Source organism: Pseudomonas tumuqii, assembly GCF_013184545.1.
Taxonomy (GTDB): Bacteria; Pseudomonadota; Gammaproteobacteria; order Pseudomonadales; family Pseudomonadaceae; genus Aquipseudomonas; species Aquipseudomonas tumuqii.
In genome coordinates this window covers 19,856-45,575 of record NZ_JAAOJA010000012.1, presented here as the reverse complement: position 1 = coordinate 45,575, position 25,720 = coordinate 19,856, and the positions used below count along the sequence as shown (strand labels likewise).

Annotated in this window: 24 protein-coding genes, 2 tRNA genes and 1 pseudogene; 25 read left to right on the top strand and 2 right to left on the bottom strand. The window is 62.3% G+C overall.

Features of this window, described 5'->3' with window-relative positions:
- Position 1: 1 nt before the first annotated feature.
- Positions 2-1,285 (bottom strand): NAD(P)/FAD-dependent oxidoreductase, encoded by a 1,284-nt coding sequence (locus G9C89_RS19755; RefSeq protein WP_172151309.1) that lies wholly within the window; start codon positions 1,283-1,285, stop codon positions 2-4.
- 184 nt (positions 1,286-1,469) lie between these two features.
- Between G9C89_RS19755 and G9C89_RS19750 the strand changes: the two genes are divergently transcribed.
- From G9C89_RS19750 to G9C89_RS19705, 10 genes are all read left to right on the top strand, one after another.
- Positions 1,470-1,546: transfer RNA gene (locus G9C89_RS19750), tRNA-Val, on the top strand.
- 239 nt (positions 1,547-1,785) lie between these two features.
- Entirely contained in the window at positions 1,786-3,708 is a 1,923-nt protein-coding gene (gene thrS, locus G9C89_RS19745; RefSeq protein WP_172151307.1) for a threonine--tRNA ligase, read from the top strand.
- Positions 3,708-4,259, top strand: a complete 552-nt coding sequence (gene infC, locus G9C89_RS19740; protein ID WP_170862287.1) for a translation initiation factor IF-3 — start codon at positions 3,708-3,710, stop codon at positions 4,257-4,259. Before thrS ends, infC begins: the two co-directional genes overlap by 1 nt.
- Positions 4,260-4,318: 59 nt before the next feature.
- Positions 4,319-4,513: a 50S ribosomal protein L35 gene (gene rpmI / locus G9C89_RS19735; RefSeq protein WP_079202156.1), complete on the top strand. Its 195-nt coding sequence runs from the start codon at positions 4,319-4,321 to the stop codon at positions 4,511-4,513.
- A 25-nt stretch (positions 4,514-4,538) separates the two neighbouring features.
- Positions 4,539-4,895 carry a 50S ribosomal protein L20 gene (rplT, locus tag G9C89_RS19730; RefSeq protein ID WP_079202155.1) on the top strand — a complete coding sequence of 119 codons (357 nt, stop codon included), beginning with the start codon at positions 4,539-4,541 and terminating at the stop codon, positions 4,893-4,895.
- Positions 4,896-4,990: 95 nt separating this feature from the next.
- Positions 4,991-6,007: a phenylalanine--tRNA ligase subunit alpha gene (pheS, locus tag G9C89_RS19725; RefSeq protein WP_172151305.1), complete on the top strand. Its 1,017-nt coding sequence runs from the start codon at positions 4,991-4,993 to the stop codon at positions 6,005-6,007.
- Positions 6,008-6,045: 38 nt separating this feature from the next.
- Positions 6,046-8,424: a phenylalanine--tRNA ligase subunit beta gene (gene pheT, locus G9C89_RS19720; protein WP_172151303.1), complete on the top strand. Its 2,379-nt coding sequence runs from the start codon at positions 6,046-6,048 to the stop codon at positions 8,422-8,424.
- 3 nt (positions 8,425-8,427) lie between these two features.
- On the top strand, positions 8,428-8,730 hold the full coding sequence (ihfA, locus tag G9C89_RS19715; RefSeq protein WP_003243414.1) for an integration host factor subunit alpha: 303 nt from the start codon (positions 8,428-8,430) through the stop codon (positions 8,728-8,730).
- Positions 8,711-9,067 carry a MerR family transcriptional regulator gene (locus tag G9C89_RS19710; protein ID WP_079202152.1) on the top strand — a complete coding sequence of 119 codons (357 nt, stop codon included), beginning with the start codon at positions 8,711-8,713 and terminating at the stop codon, positions 9,065-9,067. Before ihfA ends, G9C89_RS19710 begins: the two co-directional genes overlap by 20 nt.
- Positions 9,068-9,157: 90 nt before the next feature.
- Positions 9,158-9,234 (top strand) — tRNA-Pro (locus G9C89_RS19705).
- Positions 9,235-9,361: 127 nt separating this feature from the next.
- Here the strand turns inward: G9C89_RS19705 and G9C89_RS25590 are convergent.
- Positions 9,362-9,502 (bottom strand): annotated as a pseudogene (locus G9C89_RS25590) (hydrolase or metal-binding protein); the annotation flags it as partial.
- A 567-nt stretch (positions 9,503-10,069) separates the two neighbouring features.
- Between G9C89_RS25590 and G9C89_RS19695 the strand changes: the two are divergent.
- The 15 genes from G9C89_RS19695 to G9C89_RS19625 all read left to right on the top strand — a co-directional run bounded on the left by G9C89_RS19695 (position 10,070) and on the right by G9C89_RS19625 (position 25,708).
- Positions 10,070-10,918, top strand: coding sequence for a TauD/TfdA dioxygenase family protein (locus tag G9C89_RS19695; protein WP_172151301.1), 849 nt, complete (start codon positions 10,070-10,072; stop codon positions 10,916-10,918).
- 45 nt (positions 10,919-10,963) lie between these two features.
- On the top strand, positions 10,964-12,019 hold the full coding sequence (locus G9C89_RS19690) for a BKACE family enzyme (RefSeq protein WP_172151299.1): 1,056 nt from the start codon (positions 10,964-10,966) through the stop codon (positions 12,017-12,019).
- Positions 12,020-12,265: 246 nt separating this feature from the next.
- Positions 12,266-13,246 (top strand): quinone oxidoreductase family protein, encoded by a 981-nt coding sequence (locus G9C89_RS19685; RefSeq protein WP_172151297.1) that lies wholly within the window; start codon positions 12,266-12,268, stop codon positions 13,244-13,246.
- 14 nt (positions 13,247-13,260) lie between these two features.
- A complete protein-coding gene (locus G9C89_RS19680; RefSeq protein WP_172151295.1) occupies positions 13,261-14,109 on the top strand; it encodes a TauD/TfdA dioxygenase family protein in 849 nt (282 codons plus the stop codon).
- A gap of 73 nt (positions 14,110-14,182) precedes the next feature.
- Positions 14,183-15,235, top strand: a complete 1,053-nt coding sequence (locus tag G9C89_RS19675; RefSeq protein WP_172151293.1) for a BKACE family enzyme — start codon at positions 14,183-14,185, stop codon at positions 15,233-15,235.
- A gap of 204 nt (positions 15,236-15,439) precedes the next feature.
- Positions 15,440-16,768, top strand: a complete 1,329-nt coding sequence (locus G9C89_RS19670) for an MFS transporter (RefSeq protein WP_172151291.1) — start codon at positions 15,440-15,442, stop codon at positions 16,766-16,768.
- Positions 16,765-17,427 (top strand): DsbA family oxidoreductase, encoded by a 663-nt coding sequence (locus G9C89_RS19665; protein WP_172151289.1) that lies wholly within the window; start codon positions 16,765-16,767, stop codon positions 17,425-17,427. Before G9C89_RS19670 ends, G9C89_RS19665 begins: the two co-directional genes overlap by 4 nt.
- On the top strand, positions 17,424-17,750 hold the full coding sequence (locus G9C89_RS19660; protein ID WP_172151287.1) for a Rieske (2Fe-2S) protein: 327 nt from the start codon (positions 17,424-17,426) through the stop codon (positions 17,748-17,750). Before G9C89_RS19665 ends, G9C89_RS19660 begins: the two co-directional genes overlap by 4 nt.
- Positions 17,747-18,757 (top strand): YeiH family protein, encoded by a 1,011-nt coding sequence (locus G9C89_RS19655; protein ID WP_172151278.1) that lies wholly within the window; start codon positions 17,747-17,749, stop codon positions 18,755-18,757. The genes G9C89_RS19660 and G9C89_RS19655 overlap by 4 nt, the downstream gene beginning before the upstream one ends.
- Before the next feature lie 157 nt (positions 18,758-18,914).
- Complete coding sequence (locus G9C89_RS19650) at positions 18,915-20,594, top strand: alpha/beta fold hydrolase (RefSeq protein WP_390623850.1); 1,680 nt, start codon at positions 18,915-18,917, stop codon at positions 20,592-20,594.
- Between the two features lie 33 nt (positions 20,595-20,627).
- Entirely contained in the window at positions 20,628-21,323 is a 696-nt protein-coding gene (locus tag G9C89_RS19645; protein WP_172151275.1) for a CoA transferase subunit A, read from the top strand.
- Positions 21,324-21,325: 2 nt separating this feature from the next.
- The gene (locus G9C89_RS19640) at positions 21,326-21,955 is read left to right on the top strand and encodes a CoA transferase subunit B (RefSeq protein WP_172151273.1); all 630 of its coding nucleotides are present in this window, start codon (positions 21,326-21,328) and stop codon (positions 21,953-21,955) included.
- A 469-nt stretch (positions 21,956-22,424) separates the two neighbouring features.
- On the top strand, positions 22,425-23,162 hold the full coding sequence (locus G9C89_RS19635; protein WP_172151271.1) for a hypothetical protein: 738 nt from the start codon (positions 22,425-22,427) through the stop codon (positions 23,160-23,162).
- Between the two features lie 495 nt (positions 23,163-23,657).
- Positions 23,658-24,872 (top strand): multidrug effflux MFS transporter, encoded by a 1,215-nt coding sequence (locus G9C89_RS19630; RefSeq protein ID WP_172151269.1) that lies wholly within the window; start codon positions 23,658-23,660, stop codon positions 24,870-24,872.
- Positions 24,869-25,708 (top strand): SDR family oxidoreductase, encoded by an 840-nt coding sequence (locus G9C89_RS19625; RefSeq protein ID WP_172151267.1) that lies wholly within the window; start codon positions 24,869-24,871, stop codon positions 25,706-25,708. The genes G9C89_RS19630 and G9C89_RS19625 overlap by 4 nt, the downstream gene beginning before the upstream one ends.
- Positions 25,709-25,720: the final 12 nt, after the last annotated feature.

The following is a 25,720-nucleotide window of genomic DNA, read 5'->3' as shown; positions in this document are numbered from 1 at the left end:
GTTAGAACCCGAGCCTGTCGCGCAGGCTGTAGTACCAGGCACCCATCGCCGTGAAGGGGATGCGCAACAGCTGGCCACCCGGGAAGGGGTAGTGCGGCAGTTCGGCGAAGGCGTCGAAACGCTCGGCCTGGCCGCGCAGGGCTTCGGCCAGCACCTTGCCGGCCAGGTGGGTGTAGGTCACGCCGTGGCCGCTGCAGCCCTGCGAGTAGTAGATATTGTCGCCGAGGCGACCGACCTGGGGTAGACGCGACAGGGTCAGCAGGAAGTTGCCGGTCCAGGCGTAATCGATCTTCACATCCTTCAATTGCGGGAAGGTCTTGAGCATGTTCGGACGGATGATCGCCTCGATGTTGGCAGGATCGCGCGCGCCATAGACCACGCCGCCACCGAAGATCAGACGCTTGTCGCCGCTCAGGCGGTAGTAGTCGAGCAGGTAGTTGCAGTCTTCGACGCAATAGTCCTGCGGCAGCAGGCTCTTCGCCAGTTCATCGGACAAGGGTTCGGTGGTGATCACCTGGGTACCACAGGGCATCGACTTGGCCGACAGTTCGGGGATCAGATTACCCAGGTAAGCATTGCCGGCCACTACCACGAACTTGGCCTTGATTCGGCCGTTGGGGGTATGCACCACTGGGTTGGCGCCGCGCTCGATGCGAATGGCCGGGGATTGCTCGTAAATCACTCCGCCCTGGGATTCAACGGCAGCCGCCTCGCCAAGCGCCAGATTGAGCGGGTGGATATGGCCGCCACTCATGTCGAGCATGCCGCCGATATAGTTGTCGGTCGCCACCACTTCGCGGATGCGTTTGGCGTCCAGCAGCTCCAGTTGGGTATGGCCATAGCGCTCCCACAACTTCTTCTGTGCTTCCAGGTGTCCCATCTGCTTGGGCGTGATCGCGGCAAACACCCCGCCATCCTTGAGGTCGCACTGGATGTTGTACTTGGCTACCCGTTCGCGAATGATCCGGCCGCCTTCGAACGCCATCTGGCCCAGCAGTTGCGCATGTTTGGGGCCGACGCTGCGCTCTATGGTGTCGATGTCGCGGCTGTAGCTGTTGACGATTTGACCGCCGTTGCGACCAGAGGCGCCGAAACCGACTTTGGCAGCCTCGACAATGCTCACCTTGAAGCCGTTTTCCAGCAGGGCTATGGCCGTGGACAAGCCGGTGTAGCCTGCACCAACAATGCAGACGTCGGTTTCCACTTCGCCATTCAGTTCCGGGCGTGGCGGAGCCGGGTTGGCTGAAGCGGCATAGTAGGATTGTGGATAAGCCGTGTGCGCCATACTGCAACCTCTGTTCTTTATTTTTTACGGATGCGCTGATGCTACCCGAGTTGAAAATGCCCGGCTAGTGCCCCGTGCGAAATATTAAACGCTGCGCTGAACAGTAAAAAATTCATTTATTCAGGCAGTTAGAGAAAAAAGTGTTGACTCTTTTTAGCGCCTCCGTAGAATGCGCACCCATCGGAGGCACATAGCTCAGTTGGTTAGAGCACCACCTTGACATGGTGGGGGTCGTTGGTTCGAATCCAATTGTGCCTACCAATTCGATAAAAAGGGTCGCCCAGGCGACCCTTTTTTATTGGGCGGCTTGCCAGGGCCCAGGCTTTCTGGAAGCATCCGGCCGTTGCTTCAATGTGTATAAACCTCCAGTGACTCTGGTTCGGTTCAGGTTGGCTCACAAGCTCCTGCCACTGTAAGGCAGGCATACCGCCGAATCGCTTACTGGCTCATCCCAACCCATGTGGCCTTTGGTAGAGGTCACCACTAGGAGAGGAGGCGCCATGCCCATCATTACTCTTCCCGACGGCAGTCAGCGTACGTTCGAGCATCCGGTATCCGTACTCGAGGTGGCGCAATCCATTGGTGCTGGCCTGGCCAAGGCGACGGTGGCCGGCAAGGTCAACGGCAAGCTGGTCGATGCCTGCGATCTGATCGACGACGACGCGACCCTGCAGATCATTACGCCAAAAGATCAGGAGGGGCTGGAGATCATCCGTCACTCCTGTGCGCATCTGGTCGGTCATGCGGTCAAGCAACTGTTTCCGAGCGCCAAGATGGTGATCGGCCCGGTCATTGAAGAAGGTTTCTACTACGACATCGCCTCCGAGCGTCCCTTCACGCTGGAGGATGTGGCGGCGATCGAGCAGCGCATGCAGCAGCTGATCGAAAAAGATTACGACGTGATCAAGAAGGTGACCCCGCGGGCCGAGGTGATCGATGTGTTCGCCTCCCGTGGCGAGGACTACAAGCTGCGCCTGATCGAAGACATGCCGGGCGAGCAGGCCATGGGTCTGTACTACCACGAAGAATACGTGGACATGTGCCGTGGTCCGCACGTGCCGAATACGCGTTTCCTCAAGGCGTTCAAGCTGACCAAGCTGTCCGGTGCTTACTGGCGCGGCGATGCCAAGAACGAACAGCTGCAGCGGGTCTATGGCACTGCCTGGGCCGACAAGAAGCAGCTGGCGGCCTATATCCAGCGTATCGAAGAGGCCGAGAAGCGCGATCACCGCAAGATCGGCAAGCGCCTGAACCTGTTCCATACCCAGGAAGAAGCGCCGGGTATGGTGTTCTGGCATCCCAATGGCTGGACCCTGTACCAGGTGCTCGAGCAGTACATGCGTAAGGTGCAGCACGAGCATGGCTACCTGGAAATCAAGACACCGCAGGTGGTCGACCGCTCGCTGTGGGAGAAATCCGGGCATTGGGCCAACTACGCCGAAAACATGTTCACTACCGAGTCGGAAAGTCGCGATTACGCGATCAAGCCGATGAACTGCCCGTGCCACGTGCAGGTGTTCAATCAAGGCTTGAAGAGCTACCGCGAGCTGCCGATGCGTCTGGCCGAGTTCGGTGCCTGCCACCGCAACGAGCCGTCCGGCGCGCTGCACGGCATCATGCGTGTGCGTGCCTTTACCCAGGATGACGCGCATATCTTCTGTACCGAAGAGCAGATGCAGGCCGAATCGGCGGATTTCATCAGGCTGACCCTGGCGGTCTATGCCGATTTCGGCTTTACCGACATCCAGCTCAAGCTCTCGACCCGCCCGGACAAGCGCGTCGGTTCCGATGAGTTGTGGGATCGTGCCGAAGCGGCGCTGGCGTCGGCGCTGGACAGTGCGGAGTTGCCTTATGATCTGCAGCCGGGCGAGGGTGCCTTCTACGGGCCGAAGATCGAATTCTCACTGAAGGATTGTCTGGGGCGGGTCTGGCAGTGTGGTACCCTGCAGCTCGATTTCAACTTGCCGGTTCGCTTGGGCGCCGAATACGTCAGCGAAGACAACAGCCGTAAGCATCCGGTGATGTTGCATCGCGCCATTCTTGGCTCCTTCGAGCGCTTTATCGGGATTCTGATCGAGCACTATGAAGGTGCGTTCCCGGCGTGGCTGGCGCCAACTCAGGCTGTGGTGATGAATATCACCGACAAGCAGGCCGAATTTGCCTTGGAAGTGGAAAAAACACTCGGCCAAAGCGGTTTTCGTGCCAAGTCTGACTTGAGAAACGAAAAAATTGGCTTTAAAATCCGCGAGCATACTTTGCTCAAGGTTCCCTATCTCTTGGTTATCGGAGATCGGGAGGTGGAGATGCAAACTGTCGCCGTGCGTACCCGTGAAGGTGCTGATCTGGGCTCGATGCCCGTCGCTCAATTCGCTGAATTCCTCGCGCAGGCGGTTTCCCGGCGTGGTCGCCAAGATGTGGAGTAATCATTATTAAGCGTGAAATGAGACAAGATAAACGAGCTGCCCCGAAAGCCCCGATCAACGAGAATATCTCGGCACGCGAGGTTCGGTTAATTGGCGCTGAAGGCGAGCAAATTGGCATCGTCTCGATTGATGAAGCGCTTAGAATCGCAGAAGAATCCAAACTGGATTTGGTGGAAATTTCTGCTGATGCGATCCCTCCGGTTTGCCGAGTCATGGACTACGGCAAGTCGATCTTCGAAAAGAAGAAGCAGATCGCTGCGGCGAAGAAGAACCAGAAGCAAGTCCAGGTTAAAGAAATCAAGTTTCGTCCAGGGACGGAGGAAGGGGATTACCAGGTAAAACTGCGCAACCTGGTACGTTTCCTGAGTGAAGGGGACAGGGCCAAGGTATCCTTGCGATTCCGTGGCCGTGAGATGGCGCATCAGGAGCTGGGAATGGAGCTGTTGAAGCGGGTTGAAGCTGACCTGCTTGAATATGGCTCGGTTGAACAGCATCCAAAGATGGAAGGACGCCAGCTGATAATGGTCATCGCCCCCAAAAAGAAGAAGTAACCACCAGGGCACGGCAGGCCTTGCGGTTATGTTTATCAACTGAATGCGGAGTACCGAACATGCCAAAGATGAAAACCAAGAGTGGTGCAGCCAAGCGTTTTCTTAAAACCGCTAACGGCTTCAAGCACAAGCACGCTTTCAAGAGCCACATCCTGACCAAGATGTCCACTAAGCGTAAGCGTCAACTGCGCGGTAGCACCATGGTGCATCCGTCTGACGTGGCAAAAGTGGCGCGCATGCTGCGCGTTCGTTAATCGGTCAAGATAGAGGAAATTACTCATGGCTCGTGTTAAGCGCGGCGTTATCGCTCGCAAGCGTCACAAAAAAATTCTGAAACTCGCTAAAGGCTACTACGGTGCGCGTTCGCGCGTATTCCGCGTTGCCAAGCAGGCAGTGATCAAGGCAGGCCAATACGCCTACCGCGACCGCCGTCAGAGGAAGCGTCAGTTCCGTGCCCTGTGGATCGCTCGTATCAATGCTGGTGCTCGTGTTAACGGTCTGTCCTACAGCCGTTTCATTGCCGGCCTGAAAAAAGCGTCCATCGAGATCGACCGTAAGGTGTTGGCCGATCTGGCAGTGAACGAAAAAGCGGCGTTTGCTGCGATTGTCGAAAAAGCGAAAGCCACTCTGGCTTAAGTCCCCGACAATCACCGGGTTCGCCCGGTGCTAAACGTCACCAATAGGGGAAGAGCCTTCAAGCTCTTCCCCTATTTCGTATCTGGAGTCTGTAAATGGAAAATCTGGATGTGCTGGTCTCGCAAGCGCTCGAGGCCGTTAGCCACACCGACGATGTGAATGCCCTCGAGCAGTTGCGAGTTCATTATCTGGGCAAGAAAGGCGAGCTGACTCAGGTGATGAAGACCCTGGGCAATTTGTCTGCTGAAGAGCGCCCGCAAGCCGGTGCTTTGATCAATGCCGCCAAGGATCAGGTGCAGGAAGCCCTGAACAGTCGCAAGGCGACTCTTGAGCAGGTGGCGCTGAGTGCCAAGCTGGCGGCCGAGCGCATCGATGTGACTCTGCCTGGGCGCGGCCAGACTTCTGGCGGCCTGCACCCGGTTACCCGGACCCTGGAGCGTGTCGAGCAGTTCTTCACCCGGATCGGCTACGGCATCGCCGAAGGCCCCGAAGTGGAAAACGACTACCACAACTTCGAGGCGCTCAATATCCCCGGCCACCACCCGGCCCGGGCGATGCATGACACCTTCTATTTCAACGCGAACATGTTGCTGCGTACCCACACCTCGCCGGTTCAGGTACGTACCATGGAATCGCAGCAGCCGCCGATCCGCATTGTCTGCCCCGGCCGTGTATACCGCTGCGACTCCGATATCACTCACTCGCCGATGTTCCACCAGGTCGAAGGCCTTCTGGTCGACGAGAATGTGAGCTTTGCCGACCTCAAGGGCACCATCGAAGAGTTCCTTCGGGTGTTCTTCGAGAAACCTCTGGGTGTGCGTTTCCGTCCGTCCTTCTTCCCCTTCACCGAACCCTCGGCAGAAGTCGATATGCAGTGTGTGATGTGCAGCGGTAAAGGTTGCCGCGTGTGCAAGCAGACCGGCTGGCTGGAAGTCATGGGCTGCGGCATGGTCCATCCGAACGTGCTGCGCATGTCAGGCATCGACCCCGAGAAGTACCAGGGTTTTGCCTTCGGCATGGGCGTCGAGCGTTTGGCCATGCTGCGTTATGGCGTCAACGATTTACGCCTGTTCTTCGACAACGACCTGCGATTCCTGGCGCAATTTCGCTAGAGCCGCACGACCGTAACCGAATTGTTTAGGAGAGCAGGATGAAATTCAGTGAACAATGGCTGCGTAGCTGGGTAAACCCGCAGGTTTCCCGTGACGAGCTGGTGGCGCGCCTGTCCATGGCGGGCCTCGAAGTAGATAGCGTGACCCCGGCTGCCGGGACATTCAGCGGCGTGGTGGTAGGCGAGGTGCTCAGCACCGAGCAGCATCCCGATGCTGACAAGCTGCGGGTGTGCCAGGTCAGCAATGGCGCAGAGACTTTCCAGGTAGTGTGCGGCGCGCCGAATGTGCGCCCCGGCCTGAAGATTCCCTTCGCCATGATCGGCGCCGAGTTGCCGGGCGACTTCAAGATCAAGAAAGCCAAGCTGCGCGGTGTCGAGTCCAACGGCATGCTCTGCTCGGCCTCCGAGCTACAGATCAGCGAAGAAAACGATGGCCTGATGGAGCTGCCGGCCGATGCACCTGTTGGCCAGGATATCCGGGCTTATCTCCAGCTGGATGATGCCAGCATCGAGGTCGATCTGACGCCGAACCGTGGCGACTGTCTGTCCCTGGCCGGTCTGGCCCGTGAAGTCGGTGCCCTGTACGACGCGCCAGTGGAGCGTTCAGCTATTGCTGCAGTGGCACCGAGCCATGATGAGGTGCGCCCGGTCGAAGTCCTGGCCTCCCAGGCTTGCCCACGTTATCTCGGCCGAGTGGTACGCAATGTCGACCTGTCCCGGCCAACACCATTGTGGATGGTCGAGCGCCTGCGCCGCTCCGATGTGCGCAGCATCGATGCCGCGGTGGATATCACCAACTACGTGATGCTCGAGCTGGGTCAGCCGATGCATGCCTTCGACCTCGCCGAGATCAATGGTGGCATCCGTGTGCGCATGGCCGAGGAGGGCGAGAAGCTGGTGCTGCTCGACGGTCAGGAAGTCAGTCTGCGTGCCGACACCCTGGTTATCGCCGATCACCAACGCGCGCTGGCGATCGCCGGCGTGATGGGCGGTGAGCATAGTGGCGTGAGTGCCAAGACCTGCGACCTGTTTCTCGAAAGTGCCTTTTTCGACACCATCGCCATTGCCGGCAAGGCGCGCTCTTATGGCTTGCACACCGACTCTTCGCACCGTTTCGAGCGGGGCGTGGATTGGCAGTTGGCACGTGAAGCCATGGAGCGGGCCACTGGATTGTTGCTGGAGATCGTCGGCGGTGAGGCTGGTCCGGTCATCGAGGTGGTCGATCAGCAGCAGCTGCCGAACATCGCCCCTGTGACCCTGCGTGCCGAGCGCATCGAGCAAATGCTTGGCCTGAAAATGGACGACGAAGAAGTCGTGCGTTTGTTGGTCGGCCTGGGCTTGGGTGTCAGTGCCGGTGGAGAAGGGCAGCGGCAGGTTACTGTTCCCAGCCACCGCTTCGATATCAGCATCGAGGTCGATCTGATTGAAGAACTGGCGCGCTTATACGGCTACAACCGTCTGCCGGTGCGTTATCCGCAAGCGCGTCTGGCGCCGCAGCCCAAAACCGAGGCTGCTGTCGAGTTGCCGGCGCTGCGTCGATTGCTGGTGGCGCGCGGTTACCAGGAAGCCATCACCTACAGCTTTATCGATCCCAAGCTGTTCGAACTGTTTCACCCTGGTGCTGAGCCGCTGATGTTGGCCAACCCGATATCGGCCGACATGGCTGCTATGCGCTCATCGCTGTGGCCAGGCTTGGTCAAGGCGCTGGAGCATAACCTCAATCGTCAACAGTCGCGTGTGCGTCTGTTTGAAAGCGGCTTGCGCTTTGTTGGTCAGCTTGAAGGGCTCAAGCAGGAGCCGATGCTCGCTGGGGTAATTTGTGGCAGTCGGCTGTCGGAAAACTGGGCCCATGGCCGCGACAATGTCGACTTCTACGATGTGAAGGCCGATGTCGAGGCATTGCTGGCCAGTGCTGGGGCGGGCGAGGACTTCACTTTTATTCCCGCTGAGCATGCGGCTTTGCATCCAGGACAAACCGCACGCATCGAGCGCGAAGGTCGATTGGTTGGCTTCTTGGGTGCAATGCATCCGGAGCTGGGTAAGGCGCTTGGGTTTGATCAGCCGGTGTATATGTTCGAGGTGGTATTGGCGGAAATCGCTCAAGGTCGTATGCCGAAGTTCCAGGAGCTGTCGCGCTTTCCTGAGGTGCGTCGCGACCTGGCTTTGCTGGTGGATCGTGATGTGCCGGCTGCGACATTGCTCGCAGTTATTCGTGAGGCCGCGGGCGAATGGTTGACTGACCTCAAGCTATTTGACGTGTATCACGGTAAAGGTATTGATCCGCATAGAAAAAGTCTTGCCGTCGGCTTGACCTGGCAGCATCCATCGCGCACTCTTAATGACGATGAGGTGAGTACTGCGACACAAAATGTCCTCACCTCCCTGGAACAAAGGTTTAACGCCACGTTAAGGAAGTAGCGTATGGGGGCTCTGACGAAAGCTGAAATGGCGGAACGTCTGTATGAAGAGCTGGGCCTGAATAAACGGGAAGCCAAGGAATTGGTAGAACTGTTCTTCGAAGAGATCCGCCAGGCGCTGGAACTCAACGAACAGGTCAAACTCTCGGGGTTCGGCAATTTTGATCTGCGCGATAAGCGTCAGCGCCCCGGTCGTAATCCAAAAACGGGAGAGGAAATCCCCATCACGGCGCGCCGTGTGGTGACTTTCCGTCCAGGCCAGAAACTTAAAGCCAGGGTTGAGGCATATGCTGGAACCAAGTCATAACGACGAATTACCCGCCATACCCGGCAAGCGGTATTTCACGATCGGCGAGGTAAGCGAACTCTGTGCAGTCAAGCCGCATGTTTTGCGGTATTGGGAGCAGGAGTTCCCCCAGCTCAATCCGGTCAAGCGTCGCGGTAATCGGCGATACTATCAACGCCAGGATGTGTTGATGATTCGTCAGATTCGCGCATTGTTATATGAGCAAGGTTTTACCATAGGCGGGGCTCGTCAGCGTCTTTCTGGTGATGAGGCCAAAGATGACACCACTCAGTACAAGCAGCTCATCAGGCAGACGATTGCCGAGCTGGAAGATGTACTGCATGTGCTCAAAAAATAGCAGAGCTATTCAAAAAAGTTTCCATATTTCAGAAGCTTATAGTATAGTTCGCGACGTTTCCGGATGTACGGAAACAGTTTCACGCTTAGTCGGGGCGTAGCGCAGTCCGGTAGCGCACTAGCATGGGGTGCTAGGGGTCGAGTGTTCGAATCACTCCGTCCCGACCATATAATCCTAGAAAATCCAGTCACTTAGCGGTGACTGGATTTTTTTATGGGCGAGTGTTTTGCGTTGATCCAGAATTTTTCCCCCACTTTTTGCCCCACCGAGATTTTTTTCTTCTATCGCCGCATGCAGAGGCATCGACAAGTTGTTCAACAGCGTGTAGCCAGCACGGAAGTTCAGATCAGGCTCATTGAACAGCACCCGAATCGGAATGCTGCGGATCTTGCCGTCCTGAGCTTTGTGCAACTCGTCATTGAGGGGATGCAGCAGCTATCCCGACATTACCCGACAGTCGACTGACGGGCGAGGCGCATAGCGCGCCAGAACCCATCGTGAAGCCGCCGTAGTGTGTCGATGCGACGATATTCGACATGTACCCGAGCCGCTAGGGGCCGCGGTTCATTCATGGGGCATGCGGATCGCGCCGAGTGGATCCGCTCAGTTTGCATGACGACTGAGCTGTCGGTCTGTTCGATCACTTCGAGTTAGTCCAGACGCAGCGGATCCAGTTCGGATAGATCTTGATCGATAACGAGAGACTTCTGCCTCGAGCGTGCGGCTGTAAGTGATATCGGTGATTGACTTGATCAACTGGCAAGAGCGTCCAGTCCCGCGCGCAAAAAACTGACCTGGGTCAATACCCGGTGCAATCCCCTGGAAGACGACGGGGATTAGTCATGAAATGAGAAATAACTGTCGCCGAATGAAAGGTCGGCGCGGCTCCTCCCTCCTAAATTCGCTCTCACGGCCGGTCCCGCGCAAGCCGCTGCGACTCCGTTCGCGGCGCTGGCACGGTACCCCGTTCGATGAACTACGTACCCCCTTGAGGATAATAAGATGCGCGTAGAGCAACTCACCTGCAGTATCGGCGCCGAGCTGGTCGGCGTGAACCTGGCCGATGCCGTCCGCGACGACAGTCTGTTCAATGAGATCAAGGGCCTGCTGCTGCAGCACAAGGTGCTGTTCCTGCGGGACCAGGACATCTCGCGCCCGGACCACGTGGCCTTCGCCCGCAAGCTCGGCGAGCTGGAAGATCACCCGATGGCACCGAGTCATCCAGAGGCGCCGGGCCTGGTGCAGATCTACAAGCGTCCCGAGCAGCCGATCGACCGCTATGAGAACGCCTGGCACAGCGACGGTTCCTGGCGCGAAACGCCGGCCCTGGGCTGCGTGCTGCGCTGCGTGGAATGCCCGCCAGTGGGTGGCGACACCCTGTGGGCGAACATGGCCCTGGCCTACGAGCGTCTGCCGCAGGCGATCAAGCAGCAGATCGAGGACCTGCGCGCCAACCACAGCTTCGAGTCTTCCTTCGCCGCCGCCATGCCGATCGACAAGCGTCTGGCGATGAAGGCCCAGTACCCGGACGCCGAACACCCGGTGGTGCGCACCCACCCGGAAACCGGCGAGAAGATCCTCTTCGTCAACGCCTTCACCACCCACTTCACCAACTACCACACCAAGGATCGCGTGCGCTTCGGCCAGGATGCCAACCCCGGTGCCAGCGACCTGCTGCGCTTCCTGGTCAGCCAGGCCTTTATCCCCGAGTACCAGGTGCGCTGGCGCTGGCAGCCGAACAGCAACGCCATCTGGGACAACCGCTGCACCCAGCATTATGCCGCGATGGATTACCCGGCCTGCCATCGCAAGATGGAGCGCGCCGCGATCATCGGCGACAAGCCGTTCTGACCCCTGACGACCACACACCACTCTTCTTATTTCGAGGTAAATGCCATGAACTTTATCGATGGTTCGCTGTTTGTCGAAAACATGCAGAAACTGGTCATCACCGCCGCGCCCTATGGCCCGGAATGGATGCCGGCGGATTTCCCGGAAGACATCCCGGTGAGCATGCAGGCGCAGATCCAGAAGGCGGTCGATTGCTACAACGCCGGCGCCACCGTGCTGCATGTGCACGTGCGTGAAGAGGACGGCAAGGGCTCCAAGCGCCTGTCCAAGTTCAACGAACTGCTGGCCGGCATCCGTGAAGCCTGCCCGGGCATGATCCTGCAGGTCGGCGGCTCGATCTCCTTCGCCCCGGAAAACGACGGCGACACCGCCAAGTGGCTGTCCGACGACACCCGCCACATGCTCGCCGAGCTGAAGCCGACCCCGGACCAGGTGACCATCGCGATCAACACCAACCAGATGAACGTCTGCGAGCAGATGACCGCCCAGGACGTTGCCGGCACTTCGCTGGCCGATCCGGCGATGTTCCAGGCCTACCAGGAGATGACCATCCCGGCCGGCCCGGCTTGGGTCGAGGAGCACATCCGCCGACTGTCCGCCAACAAGATCCAGACCCACTTCCAGCTGGCCAACATCACCCAGCTCAACACCGTCGAGCGCATGATGCGCCGCGGGGCGTGCAACGTGCCGCTAATCCTTACCTGGGTGGCCATCGGTGGCGGCTTCGACTCGCCGAACCCATACGACTTGGCCAATTTCGTGCGTGCCTGCCCGGACGGCTCGGTGCTGACCCTGGAAACCAGCATGCGTCACGTGCTGCCGCTGAACATGATGGCCATCGCCCTGGGCCTGCATGTGCGCTGCGGCATCGAGGACAACATCTGGAACCAGCGCCAAACCGACAAGATGACCAGCGTCGCGCAGATCGAGCAGCTGGTGCGCATCGCCCGCGAGTTCGGCCGCGACGTGGCCAACGGCGAGGAGGCGCGCGAGATCTACAAGATCGGCACCTTCTACAAGGACGCCGACGAGACCCTGACCAAGAACGGCTTCGCACCCAACCGCCAGCCAGGGCAGGTGGGCTTTACCCAGCACGCCTGATGCCTGGCGGGCAGCGAGGCCCGCTGACAGTGCCAGGTGCTTTACGCCGCCGCGCGCGGCCGGTTCAGCGGGTGATCCGCAGGATCGGTTGCGGCGGCGGCTTCCGGCCTGGTGGCCGCCGGGCGTCTGTCATGAAATGAAAAGTCGCTGTCGCCTGATGAGAAGCGTCGGGCCGGCCAGCGGCCTAAAGTCCAATCAACGTAAATCGACGCAGTTCGTCCAAATCGCAGATTGGAGATAACAGACATGGCCAATGCCGTACGCTTCTATGAAACCGGTGGTCCCGAGGTTCTTCGCTACGAAGACGTCGAGGTCGGCGAGCCCGGTCCGGGTCAGGTTCGTTTGCGTCATGTCGCCGTCGGCCTCAATTACGCCGACACCTACTTCCGCAACGGCACCTACCCGATCCCGCTGCCCAACGGCATGGGCGTGGAAGCCTCCGGCGTGGTCCAGGCGGTCGGCGAGGGCGTGACCAACGTGGTGGTCGGCGACCGGGTCACCTACACCGGCTTTCTCAATACCCTCGGCGCCTACAGCACCGAACGCCTGATCCCGGCCGCGCCGCTGATCAAGCTGCCGGAAACCATCGCCTTCGAGACCGCCGCGGCCATGACCATGCGCGGCCTGACCTCGTCGTACCTGATGCGCCGCATCTATGACTTCAAGCCCGGCGACAGCATCCTCCTGCACGCCGCCGCCGGTGGCGTCGGCCTGATCGTCTCGCAGTGGGCCAAGCTGCTCGGTCTGACCGTGATCGGCACCGTGTCCAGCGACGCCAAGGCCGAAGTGGCACGGGCCCATGGCTGCGACCACACGATCAATTACAGCCATGAAGACGTCGCCAAGCGCGTGCGTGAGCTGACCGATGGCGTCGGCGTCAATGTGGTGTTCGACAGCGTCGGCAAGAACACCTTCATGGGCTCGCTGGACTCGCTCAAGCGCCGCGGCCTGCTGGTTTGCGTCGGTACCGCCTCCGGCCCGATCGAAGGCTTCAACCCGCAGCTGCTGGCAATGAAAGGCTCGCTGTACATGACCCGTCCGGCCCTGGCCGACTACATCGCCGATCCGGCCGAGAAGGCCGCCCTGGCCGGCGAGCTGTTCGACCACGTCGGCAGCGGCCGGATCAAGATCGAGATCAACCAGCACTATGCCCTGCAGGACGCCGTGCAGGCCCATCGCGATCTGGAAGCGCGCAAGACCACCGGCTCGTCGATTTTCGTCATCTGAGGAGAGCAGCAGCCATGCAAGTCGAACAACTGACCTGCAACATCGGCGCCGAGCTGATCGGCGTCAACCTCGCCGACGCCATCCATGACGACGGCCTGTTCGGCGAGATCCGCGCGCAACTGCTCCAGCACCGCGTGCTGTTCCTGCGTGATCAGGACTTCAGCCGCGCCGAGCACGTGGCCTTCGCTCGCCGCTTCGGCGAGCTGGAAGATCATCCGGTGGCCGGCAGCCACCCGGAGCATCCGGGCCTGGTGCAGATCTACAAGAACCCGGACAGCCCGATCGATCGCTACGAGAACGCCTGGCACACCGACGCCACCTGGCGCGAGGCGCCGCCGCTGGGCTGCGTGCTGCGCTGCGTGGAGTGCCCGCCGGTGGGCGGCGACACCATGTGGGCGAACATGGTGGTGGCCTACGAGCGCCTGCCCGATGACGTCAAGGCGAAGATCGCTGACCTGCGCGCACGCCACAGCATCGAGGCCAGCTTCGGTGCGGCCATGCCGATCGAAAAGCGCCTGGCGCTCAAGGCACAGTTCCCGGATGCCGAACACCCGGTGGTGCGCACCCACCCGGAAACCGGCGAGAAGGTGCTGTTCGTCAACGCCTTCACCACCCATTTCAGCAACTACCACACCCCTGAGCGGGTGCGCTTCGGCCAGGACGCCAACCCCGGTGCCGCCGACCTGCTGCGCTACCTGATCAGCCAGGCGTACATCCCGGAGTACCAGGTGCGCTGGCGCTGGAAGCCCAACAGCGTGGCGATCTGGGACAACCGCAGCACCCAGCATTACGCCGTCATGGATTACCCGGCCTGCCATCGCAAGATGGAGCGCGCCGGGATCATTGGTGACAAGACCTACTAAGCCCCTTTGGCCCGCTCCGGTTTTACCGTTCCGGGGCGGGCGCCTTTAACAAGAAGCAAGCGAGGACCCTCTCATGCAATTCTTCGACGATTCCCTGCACCCGGAAAACATGGAAAAGGTAGTCATTACCGTCGCCCCTTACGGCCCGGAGTGGATGCCGGAAGACTTCCCGGAAGACATCCCGCTGACCATGGACGAACAAGTACAAAAGGCGGTGGACTGCTACGAAGCGGGCGCCACTGTGCTGCACCTGCATGTGCGTGAACTGGACGGCAAGGGTTCCAAGCGCCTGTCCAAGTTCAACGAACTGATCGCCGGCGTACGCGCCGCGGTGCCGGACATGATCATCCAGGTCGGCGGTTCGATTTCCTTCGCCCCGGAAAGCGATGGCGAGGCCGCCCTGTGGCTGAGCGACGACACCCGCCACATGCTCGCCGAACTGACGCCGAAGCCGGATCAGGTCACCGTGGCGATCAACACCACGCAGATGAACATCATGGAGCTGCTCTATCCGGAATACCTGGAAGGCACCTCCCTGGCCAACCCGGCCTACCAGGCTGCCTACAGCGAGATGACCGTGCCGGCTGGCCCGGGCTGGGTCACCGAGCACCTCAAGCGTCTGGCCGCCAACAACATCCAGCCGCACTTCCAGCTGACCGGCATCCATGCCCTGGAAACCCTTGAGCGCATGGTGCGCAAGGGCCTGTACATGGGGCCGATGAACCTGACCTGGATCGGCATCGGCGGCGGCTTCGACGGCCCCAACCCATTCAACTTCTTCAACTTCATTCACCGCGCGCCGAACGGCGGCACTATCACTTCCGAGTCGCTGCTGAAGAACGTCCTGCCCTTCAACACCATGGCCCTGGCCATGGGGCTGCACCCGCGCGTCGGCATCGAAGACACCATCATCGACCAGCACGGCAAGCGTTTCAGCTCGGTACAACAGATCGAGCAGACCGTACGCGTGGCCCATGAACTGGGCCGCGAAATTGCCTCTGGCAAGGAAGCGCGCGAGATCTACAAGATCGGCGTGCAGTACCACAGCATCGAGGAAACCCTGCTGGCCAACGGCATGGCGCCGAACCGCAAGCCGGGGCAGAAGGGCGTGCCGCAGCGCGGCTGACGGCAGTGCCCTGTCCCGCCGCCAGCGGGGCAGGGCACCCATCCAAGCCGTTTGCGAAAAAGCTTCAGCCACGCCCGCATTATCCTGCCGACAAGGATTTCAAGCGTCACAGCGGTCTCTAAACGGGAGGCTCCTGAAGCTTTTTCACAACCGGGTTGTTACCCGTTACAACAATAACAATCGACAGTAGAACGAGGAGGCAGCATGGCCGCACACCACATCAGCGACGACGGTGAAGACACCTCGATCGGTATTCCGCGCACCTATGCCTGGATCGTCTTCGCCCTGACCTTCGGCCTGCTGATTTCCGACTACATGTCGCGGCAGGTGCTCAATGCGGTGTTCCCGCTGCTGAAGGGCGAGTGGGCCTTGAGCGACAGCCAGCTCGGTCTGCTCAGCGGCATAGTCGCGCTGATGGTCGGCCTGCTGACCTTCCCGCTGTCGCTGCTCGCCGACCGCTTCGGCCGGGTCAAGAGCCTGGCGCTGATGGCCATGCTCTGGAGCCTGGCGACCCTCGGCTGCGCCCTGGCGGAGAACTACCAGCAGATGTTCATTGCCCGCTTTCTGGTCGGCGTCGGCGAGGCCGCCTATGGCAGTGTCGGCATCGCCGTGGTGGTGGCGGTATTCCCGCGCGAGATGCGCGCCACCCTGTCCGGCGCCTTCATCTCCGGCGGCATGTTCGGCTCGGTGCTGGGGATGGCCGCCGGCGGCGTGCTGGCCGAACACCTGGGCTGGCGCTGGGCGTTTGCCGGCATGGCGCTGTTCGGCCTGCTGCTGGCCGTGCTCTACCCGATCATCGTCAAGGAAGCGCGGATCAACCCGCAGCGTGCCGCCACGGTCGCGAGCAAGGCCGCGGTGGCGTTGACCCGGCCGTTGCGTACCCTGTATTCCAGCCGCTCGGTGATCAGCGCCTACGTCGGCAGCGGCCTGCAGCTGTTCGTCGGCGGCACCGTGATCGTGTGGATGCCCAGCTACCTCAATCGCTATTACGCGATGGGCACCGACAAGGCCGGCGCGGTGGCGGCGATCATCGTACTGTGCAGCGGCGCCGGCATGATCCTCTGCGGCATGCTCAGCGATCGTATGTGCCGCAACCGTCCGGATCGCAAGATCAGCCTGGCCATCGCCTTCTGCCTGGGTAGCTGCGTATTGCTGTCGCTGGCCTTCGCCTTGCCGGTGGGCATGCCCCAGCTGGTGATGATCTGTCTGGGCATGCTGATCGCCGCCGGTACTTCGGGACCGGCCGGCGCCATGGTAGCCAACCTCACCCACTACAGCGTGCATGGCACCGCCTTCGCCACCCTGACCCTGGCCAACAACCTGCTGGGCCTGGCGCCGGGGCCGTTCATCACCGGCAAGGTGTCCGACGTCATCGGCCTGGACAATGCCTTCCAGCTGGTGCCGCTGATCAGCATCGCCGCCGCAGCAGTGTTCTTCTACGGCAAGCGCCACTACCACAACGACATGGCCCGCCTGCACGGTGAGGGCGTCGAGGAGAAGGCTGTCGCGGCCGCGCTGGAGGTTCAGCCGTGAGCCGTAGCCTGCGCATCGATGTGTTCTTCGAGTTCATCTGCCCCTGGTGCCTGATCGGCAAGCGCCAGCTGGAGCGCGCGCTGGTTCAGCTGCGCGCCAACCAGGCGGACGTCGAGGTCGAACTGGCCTGGCATGGCGTGCAGTTGCTGCCCAACATGCCGGTGCAGGGCGAGCCCTTCGCCGAGTTCTATCGCCAGCGTCTGGGCAGCGCCGAGGCCGTGCGCCTGCGCCAGGCCCAGGTGCAACAGGCCGCCGCCGTAGCCGGGGTGGAGATCGACCTGGCCCGCATCGCGTGCATGCCCAATACCGCAGATGCCCATCGCCTGCTGGCATGCGCCGCCGGCCTGGGCAGTGCGGCGCAGCGTGAAGCCCTGCTCGAGCGCCTGTTCGCCGCCTATTTCCATAATGGCGAGGATCTTGGCGATACCGCCAGCCTGCTGGCCATCGCCGCAGCCTGCGGCTTCGAGCCCGCGCAACTGGCTGCCAGTCTGCGCGGCGATGGCAGCCCCTTCGTCGGTGAAGCCGCCGGCATGGCCGGCAGCGGCGTGCCCTATTTTGTCTTCGATCGGCGCCTGGCGGTCTCCGGCGCGCAGCCGGCCGAGGTGCTGCTCGACGCCATGACCGAGGCCCTGGCCCATTGCGCGAGGCAGCCGGCATGAGCGTGCGTCTGCAGGTGCCAGTCGACAAAGTGCCGGTCCCCGGCGGTCGCGCCCTGTTCGAGCAGGATGGCAAGAGCCTGGCGCTGTTCAATGTCGCCGGCCAGTTTTACGCCATCGACGACAGTTGTCCGCACCAGGGCGCTTCGCTGTGTGGCGGCAAACTCGAAGGCAAGGTGATCCAGTGCTGCGCCCACGGCCTGCGCTTCGATCTGGCCAGCGGCTACCTGCTCAACTCGACCCAGCTCAAGGTCGCCAACTACCCGGTCGAGCTGATCGACGGCCAGGTGTTTATCGTCATCGTCCCCGAGGAGTCCGCGCCATGAGCGCCATCGCTCTCGTCAGCATTCAAGACCGTGTGCGCGAACTGGCGCCGGGTTTCGTCGTCAGCCTGATCGTCGCCGCGGCGGCGACCTTTCTCTCCGAGCACTACGGTGCGCCGGTGATGCTGTTCGCCCTGCTGCTGGGCATGGCGCTGAACTTCCTCGCCGCCGACGGCCAGTGCAAGGCCGGCATCGAATTTACCGCACGCACCGTGCTGCGCATCGGCGTGGCCCTGCTGGGCATGCGCATCACCCTGGAGCAGATCGTCGGCCTCGGCTGGAAACCGGTGGCGCTGGTGGTGACCCTGGTGCTGGTGACCATCCTGGTCTCGGTGGTGGCGGCCAAGGCCCTGGGTTTCCAGCGCCTGTTCGGCATGCTCACCGGCGGTGCCACTGCCATTTGCGGCGCCTCGGCGGCGCTGGCGCTGGCCGCCGCACTGCCCAACCATCCGCAGAAAGAACGCGCCACCCTGTTCACCGTGATCGGCGTGTCGGCACTGTCGACCCTGGCGATGATCGTCTACCCGATGATCGCCAACTGGTTCGCCCTGTCGCCGCAGGAGGCCGGGGTGTTCCTCGGCGCCACCATCCATGACGTCGCCCAGGTGGTCGGCGCCGGCTACAGCATGTCGCCGGAGACCGGTGACACCGCCACCGTGGTCAAGCTGATGCGCGTGGCCATGCTGGTGCCGGTGATCGTCGTCGCCGCCATGATCACCCGCATGCAGGGCGCCGACCCGACCGGCAAGCGCCCGCCGCTGCTGCCCTGGTTCGCCGTCGGTTTCATCATCCTGGCCTGCGTCAATAGCACTGGCTGGGTGCCGAGCCTGGTGCAGGGCGGGGTCAACGAGTTGTCGCGCTGGTGCCTGGTGGTGTCGATCAGTGCGCTGGGCATGAAGACCCAGCTCAAGGAATTGGCCTCGGTCGGCATCAAGCCGATCCTGCTGATGATCGGCGAGACCGTCTTCCTGGTTGCCCTGGTGCTGCTGCTGCTGCGTTGGGCCTGGTGACAGCAGTCGCCTGCGCCCGCCCTGAACTACTGTCTTGACCCTGAGAATTGCCATGCGCAAAGCATCCAATGTCCCCCCACAAGCAATCCCCGCCAAGCCTCGCGCGGCAGCCCCTGCTGGCCGCCGCAAAGCGAAGCCGGCGGTCGCGCCCCAGGGGATGGAGTTGGCCAGCGTGGCCGAAAAGCACACGCTGGCGGGCACGCCGCTGCTCGGCGTGCGCCCGGTCGATCTGCTCGGTGCGGCCGGCTCCCTGCTCAAGGCTGTCGGCAGGACGCCGTTCAAGGCCGGGCTGCACACCGGTAATTACCTCAAGGCACTGTTCGACATCGCCATCGGTGATTGCGCTGTCGCGCCGCATCCGAAGGACAAGCGCTTCGCCGATCCGGCCTGGCAGGACAATGCCTTCCTGCGTGCCCTGATGCAGAGCTACCTGGCCGGCGACAAGGCGCTCGGCGCCTTTATCGAGGTGGCTGATCTCGGCCCGCTGGACAAGGGGCGCGCGCGTTTCATCGCCTCCCTGCTGGTCGATGCCCTGGCGCCGAGCAACCTGGTGCTGACCAACCCGGCGGCGCTGCGCAAGCTGGTGGATACCGGCGGCATGAACCTGATTCGCGGCGCGCGGCAGTTTTCCAGTGACCTGCTGCACAATCGCGGCATGCCGTCGCAGGTGGACAGCACGCCATTCAAGCTCGGCGAGAACATCGCCACGGCCGAGGGCCAGGTGGTATTGCGCAACGAGATGTTCGAACTGTTGCAGTACGCCCCGACCACGGCAAACGTGCATGCACGGCCGCTGGTGATGTCGCCGCCGCAGATCAACAAGTACTACGCCATCGACCTAGCGCCGGACAAGAGTCTGATCAAGTGGATGCAGGACAGCGGCGTGCAGCTGTTCGTCATCAGCTGGCGCAACCCGACCGCCAAGCACCGCGACTGGGGCCTGGCCGAGTATGCGCTGTGCCTGGATCAGGCGGTCGAGGCGGCGCGGCAGATCAGCGGCAGCGACGATGTGAACATGTGGGGTTCCTGCTCCGGCGGCCTGACCCTGGCGGCCTATCTCGGCTGGCTGGCGGCGCGCGGCGAGGGCGGCAAGGTGGCCAACACCTGCTGGGCGGTGTGCGTGCTGGACATGCCGGCGGTGCTGGACGACACCACTCTCGGCCTGTTCGCCACCCCGGCGGCCCTGCGTGCGGCCAAGGCCAGCTCCTGGCGCAAGGGTGTGCTCAGCGGCCAGGACATGGCACGGATGTTCGCCTGGATGCGCCCCAACGACCTGATCTGGAACTACTGGGTCAACAACTACCTGCTCGGCAACAAGCCGCCGGCGTTCGACATCCTGGCCTGGAACAACGACACCACGCGGCTGCCCGCGCAGCTGCACGCCGACTACCTGGATCTGATCCAGCTCAACCCCTTCAGCAACCCGGGGGCGCTGCAGATCGCCGGCGAGTCGATCGACCTGACCCAGGTCAAGGTCGGCGCCTATGTGATCGGCGGCACCACCGATCACATCACGCCCTGGCAGGGCTGCTACGGCACCGCCCGGCTGTTCGGCGAGGACAGCACCTTCGTCCTCTCCAACGCCGGCCACCTGCAGAGCCTGGTCAATCCGCCGGGCAATCCCAAGGCGTATTTCTACGCGGCCGAAGCGAGCGCCAGCGACCCGCAGGAATGGCTTGAAGGCGCCGGCGAGCGCCACGGCGGCAGCTGGTGGCCGCACTGGCGGCAATGGATCCAGGCGCGCTCGGGCGACAGTCGGCCGGCGCCGAAGAAGCTCGGCTCGCGCCAATACCCACCCATGTGCGCCGCCCCCGGCACCTATGTACTGCAGCGCTGAAGCAACTGGCTTAGATCAACGCAGAGGAACTTCATGAACAAGATCTACCCCGACGCCCATGCCGCCCTGGCCGGCATCGTTCACGACGGCATCACCATCGCCTCCGGCGGCTTCGGCTTGTGCGGTATTCCCGAGGCGTTGATCGAGGCGCTGGGCGAAACCGGCAAGCGTGGTTTCACCATCATCAGCAACAACTGCGGGGTGGACGACTTCGGTCTTGGTCCGCTGCTGTTCAGCCGGCAGATCAAGAAGATGATTTCCTCCTACGTCGGCGGCAACAAGGAGTTCGAGCGCCAGTACCTGGCCGGCGAGCTGGAGCTGGAGTTCACCCCCCAGGGCACCCTGGCCGAGAAGCTGCGCGCCGGCGGCGCCGGCATCCCGGCGTTCTTCACCCGCACCGGCTACGGCACGCTGATCGCCGAGGGCAAGGAAACCCGCCAGTTCGACGGCGAGTGGTACGTCATGGAGCGCTCGCTGACCGCCGACGTGGCGCTGATCAAGGGCGCGGTGGCGGACAAGGCCGGCAACCTGATGTTCAACAAGACCGCGCGCAACTTCAATCCGTTGTGCGCCAAGGCCGGACGGGTGTGCGTCGCCGAGGTCGAGGAGATCGTCGAGGTCGGTGAATTGTCGCCGGACGAGATCCACCTGCCGGGCATCTATGTGCAGCGGCTGGTGCGCAATGGCAACCCGGAAAAACGTATCGAAGTGCGCACGGTGAGGAACTGAACATGGCGTGGACCCGTGAAGAAATGGCGCAACGCGCCGCCCAGGAATTGCAGGATGGCTACTACGTCAACCTCGGCATCGGTCTGCCGACCCTGGTCGCCAACTACATCCCCGAGGGCATGGAAGTCTGGCTGCAGAGCGAAAACGGCCTGCTCGGCATCGGTCCTTTCCCCGGCGAGGAGGAGATCGACGCCGACCTGATCAACGCCGGCAAGCAGACCATCACCACCCAGCCGGGCAGCAGCTTCTTCGACAGCGCCGAGAGCTTCGGCATGATCCGCGGCGGCCACATCAACCTGGCCCTGCTCGGCGCCATGCAGGTGTCGGAGCAGGGCGACCTGGCCAACTGGATGATCCCCGGCAAGATGATCAAGGGCATGGGCGGCGCCATGGATCTGGTGGCCGGAGTCAAGCGCGTGGTGGTGCTGATGGAGCATACCGCCAAGGGCGGCGCGCACAAGATTCTCGAGCGCTGCGAGCTGCCGCTGACCGGCGTCGGCGTGGTCGACCGGATCATCAGCGACCTGGCCGTGCTGGATATCAGCGCGGATGGCCTGCGCCTGGTGGAGATGGCGCCGGGCGTCAGCTTCGACGAGTTGCAGGCGGTCACCGGCTGCACGATTTTGCGTTAAAAGACCGTTGAAAAAACGTAGCGAGCGAAGGCCAGGCAAGGCGAAATCAGCCGAAGAAGCGCAGTTTACGAGCTGTAAATGAGCTTCTGAGGCTGATTTCAACGCAGCATGGCCGAGCGCAGTAGTTTTTCAACGGCCTGTTAAGCGCCTTACCCCGTTACTCCATGCGGGGGCAGGGCACTTTATCCGGGGAGCGGTCCCCGGGTCCCTTTGCGGCGGCTGTTTCGGCAGTCGACCGCTTTTTAACGCTACTTGCCGTGACACCTTTTGCCCAATTTCGGACCCTCCCATGGAAGCCAGATTGGCGCCCCGAATGCGTGACTTCTACCTCTTCGTCGTTCGGATCGTCAGTCTGGCTCCCATGGGCCAGTTCGCCCGCCGCACCTTGCGGGCCTGCAGCGTTAGTGCGCCAGGCCCGGCAGAGACACCACAGGATCTGACATAACAACAAGAACCGAGGGTAGGGAAGATGCGAACCACTGTGCTGTTGTGCCTGCTGTATCTGCTGTGTCAGCCGGCCTGGGGTGACGGGCGTAGCGCCCAGCAACTGAGCGAGCTTGACAGCCGTAGTCACCTGCTATGCGCCAGCGCCATGGTCTATTTCAACCCGCAGGATCGCACTCCTGACCCGCGCAGCCTGACGGCGGTCTTTCATCACCTCAATACGCTGGAAACCTTTGTCCTGCAGCTCGGCCAGCCGCCACAGCTATTGCGGCCAGTCACGGCTATGAAGCGTGTATTTGCCAAGCTGGAAATCTTGCCGCGGGCGCAGGGCGAGCGTTATCCCGAGCTGGTTCAGCAGCTGCTTGAGCACCACCGGCAACTGCAACTGGCCGCCGCAGATGCCTACGTACGTGCCCAGCAGGATCCGGCGTTGAGCGCATCGGCACTGCTGCTCAATGCGCAGAGCCAAGCCTTGGCCCGCCTGTTGCTGGACTACCAGCTACGCCTCTATCCACTGCCAGACAAGGGCGGATTCGCCCTGATGCCCGCGCAACTGCAGGCCCTCGACGGCGCTATCGAACAGCGTTTCGACAGCCTGCTGGCCGCGCATCCGGCGCACGCCGAGGTGCTGCTCAAGGTCAGGGGCAACTACCGCTTCGTGCGCGCCGAACTGCAGCAGAGTAAAGGCCGCACCCAGGGTGGCGCCGAGTTCTATCTCAGTCGCGCGGTGCTCGATCTCGACGAGCTGGCGATGACACTGTGAGCGGTTGTAAAAAAACTCCCGCCTGTTGCGGCTGTCTCCAGAGGTCCTATGTCCGGAGCAATTGCCTCGTGCAATCCACGATCGGGGTGTGTCACTGGCCGCAGGCAGTGCAGCGTCGCTCACCGGTATGAGGTGAGCGAGCGAGGCACTGAATGTCGTCCCGCAAGGTCAAGTGAATGCGCCGGCGCCGCACTATGCTGGCGCCTATCGTGACCCGCTTTGGCCGTTCGATGGTTCTGGCAATCAGCACCAATGCCTTGAGCCGATTGGATGTAGGCGGCAGTCGTCTGCTTGAAGAAAACGGCAGTTGGTCAGTGTTGTCCAACTGCCGCGCAGTGAGCGTGAAAGATCCCAGCGATGGGGTGATCTGTCGGGGTGATGAGTCCCGGGCTTTGCGGCGACTGTTTCGGCAGTCGACCGCTTTTATTGCTTGCGGTCGCGGCGACGCTCCTTACGGACGGCCGGGGCCGTCCACGGAGAGCGGCGAGCGCCCCAATGCGAAACTCCCACCTGTTTGTCCTGCTGGTCGCCAGCCTGGCCTCCATGGGCCAGTTCGCCATCGCCACCTACATGCCGGCGTTCGCCGCCATTGCCGAGGAGCTGGCGGCGACGCCCGCCCAGGTGCAGCAGACGCTCACCGCCTATCTACTGCCTTTTGCCCTGGCCCTGTTCTGGCACGGCGCGATTGCCGACGCCATCGGTCGCCGGGGCTTCCTCCTGTTCGGCCTTGGCCTGTTCTTCGGCGCCTCGCTGCTGTGCATGCTGGCGCCGAGTATCCAGTGGCTGTTCGCCGGACGTGCCCTGCAGGGGCTGAGCGCCGGTATCGGCATGGTGGTCGGGCGGGTGATGATCCGCGACCGTTTCGACGGCGTGCACGCGCAGCGGCAGATGGCGCTGGTGGCCATTGGGTTTTCCCTGGCTCCGGCGCTTGCCCCGCTATGCGGCGGCTGGCTGCTGCCCTGGTTCGGCTGGCGTGGCATCTTCGCCTTTCTTGCCCTGCTCAGTGCACTGCTGTTGTTTGGTTGCTGGCGCCACTTGGCGGAGACCCTGCCCATCGACAAGCGCCAGTCGTTGCATCCGCTGGCGCTGAGCCGCGCGTTCGCCGAACAGCTGCGCGATGCTCCATTCGTGCTGATCTGCCTGGCCAACGCCGGGGCCAATGCCGCGATCTACCTCTACGTGCTGAGTGCGCCGACCTTCGTCATCGAGCACCTGGGGCTGGGTGCGCAATCCTTCGCCTGGTTGTTTCTGCCGATTGTCGGTGGCCTGCTGGCCGGCGCCTTCGCCGCCCATCGGGTGGCCGGCCGCATGAGTGCCGCAGGCGGTGTGCAGCTTGGCAGCGCCGTGATGCTGCTCGCCACCCTGCTCAATATCGGCCTCTGCCTGTGGCTGCCGAGCCACGTGCCCTGGCCGCTGCTGGCCCTGCCGATCTTCGCCCTGGGCCTGATGCTGACCCAGCCGGGCCTGCAGCTGCTTGCCCTCGATCGCTTTCCCGAGCGTCGCGGTTTGGCCTCCAGTGGTTTCATCACCGTCCATCAACTCGTCACCGCGCTGTCCTCGGCGCTGCTGGTGCCGTTGCTGCAGGACAGCACGCTGAGCCTGGCGCTGGGTATGGCTGCCCTGCAGTACCTGGCCCTGCTGGCGTTCTGGCTTTCGCAGCGCGGTCCAACTGCACGCCATGGCACACCTCACAAGGAGCAGAACACATGAAGTCTTTCGTCCTGATCACCGGCGTCTCTTCGGGCATTGGCCTGGACAGCGCTCGCCTGCTGATCGAACAGGGTTACCGGGTCATCGGCACGGTGCGCCGTGACGAGGACGGGGTGCGTGCCCGCGCCATCCTCGGCGAGGCGTTCCTGCCGCTGCGCCTGGACGTGAGCGACAGCGCCGGCTTGCCGCAGGCGGTGCGCCAGGTCGAGCAGTGGGTCGGCGCCGAGGGCTTGGCGGCGCTGGTCAACAACGCCGGGATCGCCTCGCCCAGCGGCCCGCTGATGCTGCAGCCGCTGGAGGAAATCCGCGGCATGTTCGAGGTCAACCTGTTCGGCCTGCTGGCCGTCACCCAGGCCTTCCTGCCGCTACTCGGCGCGCGCCAGGACAGCACACGACCGGGCAGGGTGATCAATATCGGCTCGGTATCCGGGCGGGTGGCGACACCGCTGACCGGCTGCTATGCCGCCACCAAGCATGCGCTGGAGGCGGTCAGCGACGCACTGCGGGTGGAGCTGGGCATCTACGGCATCCAGGTGGTAGTCATCGAACCGGGGCCAATCCGCACACCGATCTGGAGCAAGGCGCAACCCGACACGCGCTACCTGGACAGCGATTACGCGGGCGCCATGCAGGCGCTGTTCGGTCTGTTGGCGCACAACGGGGCCAAAGGGGCGCCGGTGGCGACGGTCAGCCGGGCCGTGCTCAAGGCCATTGAAGCGCCCCGGCCAAAGCCGCGCTACCCGCTCAACCCGATGTGGTACCTGGCCGCGCTGCTGCCGACCCGGCTGCTCGATCGGCTCTTGGCGAACAAGACGGCGTTGCCGCGTCGCGCCTAGCACTAGCCAGGG

Coding starts and splice junctions, on each gene's coding strand:
- G9C89_RS19755 (WP_172151309.1), bottom strand. CDS start 1,285: ATGGCGCACACGGCTTATCCACAATCCTACTATGCCGCTTCAGCCAAC.
- G9C89_RS19695 (WP_172151301.1), top strand. CDS start 10,070: ATGCGCGTAGAGCAACTCACCTGCAGTATCGGCGCCGAGCTGGTCGGC.
- G9C89_RS19635 (WP_172151271.1), top strand. CDS start 22,425: ATGCGAACCACTGTGCTGTTGTGCCTGCTGTATCTGCTGTGTCAGCCG.
- G9C89_RS19630 (WP_172151269.1), top strand. CDS start 23,658: ATGCGAAACTCCCACCTGTTTGTCCTGCTGGTCGCCAGCCTGGCCTCC.
- G9C89_RS19680 (WP_172151295.1), top strand. CDS start 13,261: ATGCAAGTCGAACAACTGACCTGCAACATCGGCGCCGAGCTGATCGGC.
- rplT (WP_079202155.1), top strand. CDS start 4,539: ATGGCTCGTGTTAAGCGCGGCGTTATCGCTCGCAAGCGTCACAAAAAA.
- G9C89_RS19625 (WP_172151267.1), top strand. CDS start 24,869: ATGAAGTCTTTCGTCCTGATCACCGGCGTCTCTTCGGGCATTGGCCTG.
- G9C89_RS19710 (WP_079202152.1), top strand. CDS start 8,711: ATGCTGGAACCAAGTCATAACGACGAATTACCCGCCATACCCGGCAAG.
- pheS (WP_172151305.1), top strand. CDS start 4,991: ATGGAAAATCTGGATGTGCTGGTCTCGCAAGCGCTCGAGGCCGTTAGC.
- ihfA (WP_003243414.1), top strand. CDS start 8,428: ATGGGGGCTCTGACGAAAGCTGAAATGGCGGAACGTCTGTATGAAGAG.
- G9C89_RS19640 (WP_172151273.1), top strand. CDS start 21,326: ATGGCGTGGACCCGTGAAGAAATGGCGCAACGCGCCGCCCAGGAATTG.
- G9C89_RS19670 (WP_172151291.1), top strand. CDS start 15,440: ATGGCCGCACACCACATCAGCGACGACGGTGAAGACACCTCGATCGGT.
- G9C89_RS19690 (WP_172151299.1), top strand. CDS start 10,964: ATGAACTTTATCGATGGTTCGCTGTTTGTCGAAAACATGCAGAAACTG.
- thrS (WP_172151307.1), top strand. CDS start 1,786: ATGCCCATCATTACTCTTCCCGACGGCAGTCAGCGTACGTTCGAGCAT.
- G9C89_RS19655 (WP_172151278.1), top strand. CDS start 17,747: ATGAGCGCCATCGCTCTCGTCAGCATTCAAGACCGTGTGCGCGAACTG.
- G9C89_RS19660 (WP_172151287.1), top strand. CDS start 17,424: ATGAGCGTGCGTCTGCAGGTGCCAGTCGACAAAGTGCCGGTCCCCGGC.
- rpmI (WP_079202156.1), top strand. CDS start 4,319: ATGCCAAAGATGAAAACCAAGAGTGGTGCAGCCAAGCGTTTTCTTAAA.
- G9C89_RS19685 (WP_172151297.1), top strand. CDS start 12,266: ATGGCCAATGCCGTACGCTTCTATGAAACCGGTGGTCCCGAGGTTCTT.
- pheT (WP_172151303.1), top strand. CDS start 6,046: ATGAAATTCAGTGAACAATGGCTGCGTAGCTGGGTAAACCCGCAGGTT.
- G9C89_RS19675 (WP_172151293.1), top strand. CDS start 14,183: ATGCAATTCTTCGACGATTCCCTGCACCCGGAAAACATGGAAAAGGTA.
- G9C89_RS19645 (WP_172151275.1), top strand. CDS start 20,628: ATGAACAAGATCTACCCCGACGCCCATGCCGCCCTGGCCGGCATCGTT.
- G9C89_RS19650 (WP_390623850.1), top strand. CDS start 18,915: ATGGAGTTGGCCAGCGTGGCCGAAAAGCACACGCTGGCGGGCACGCCG.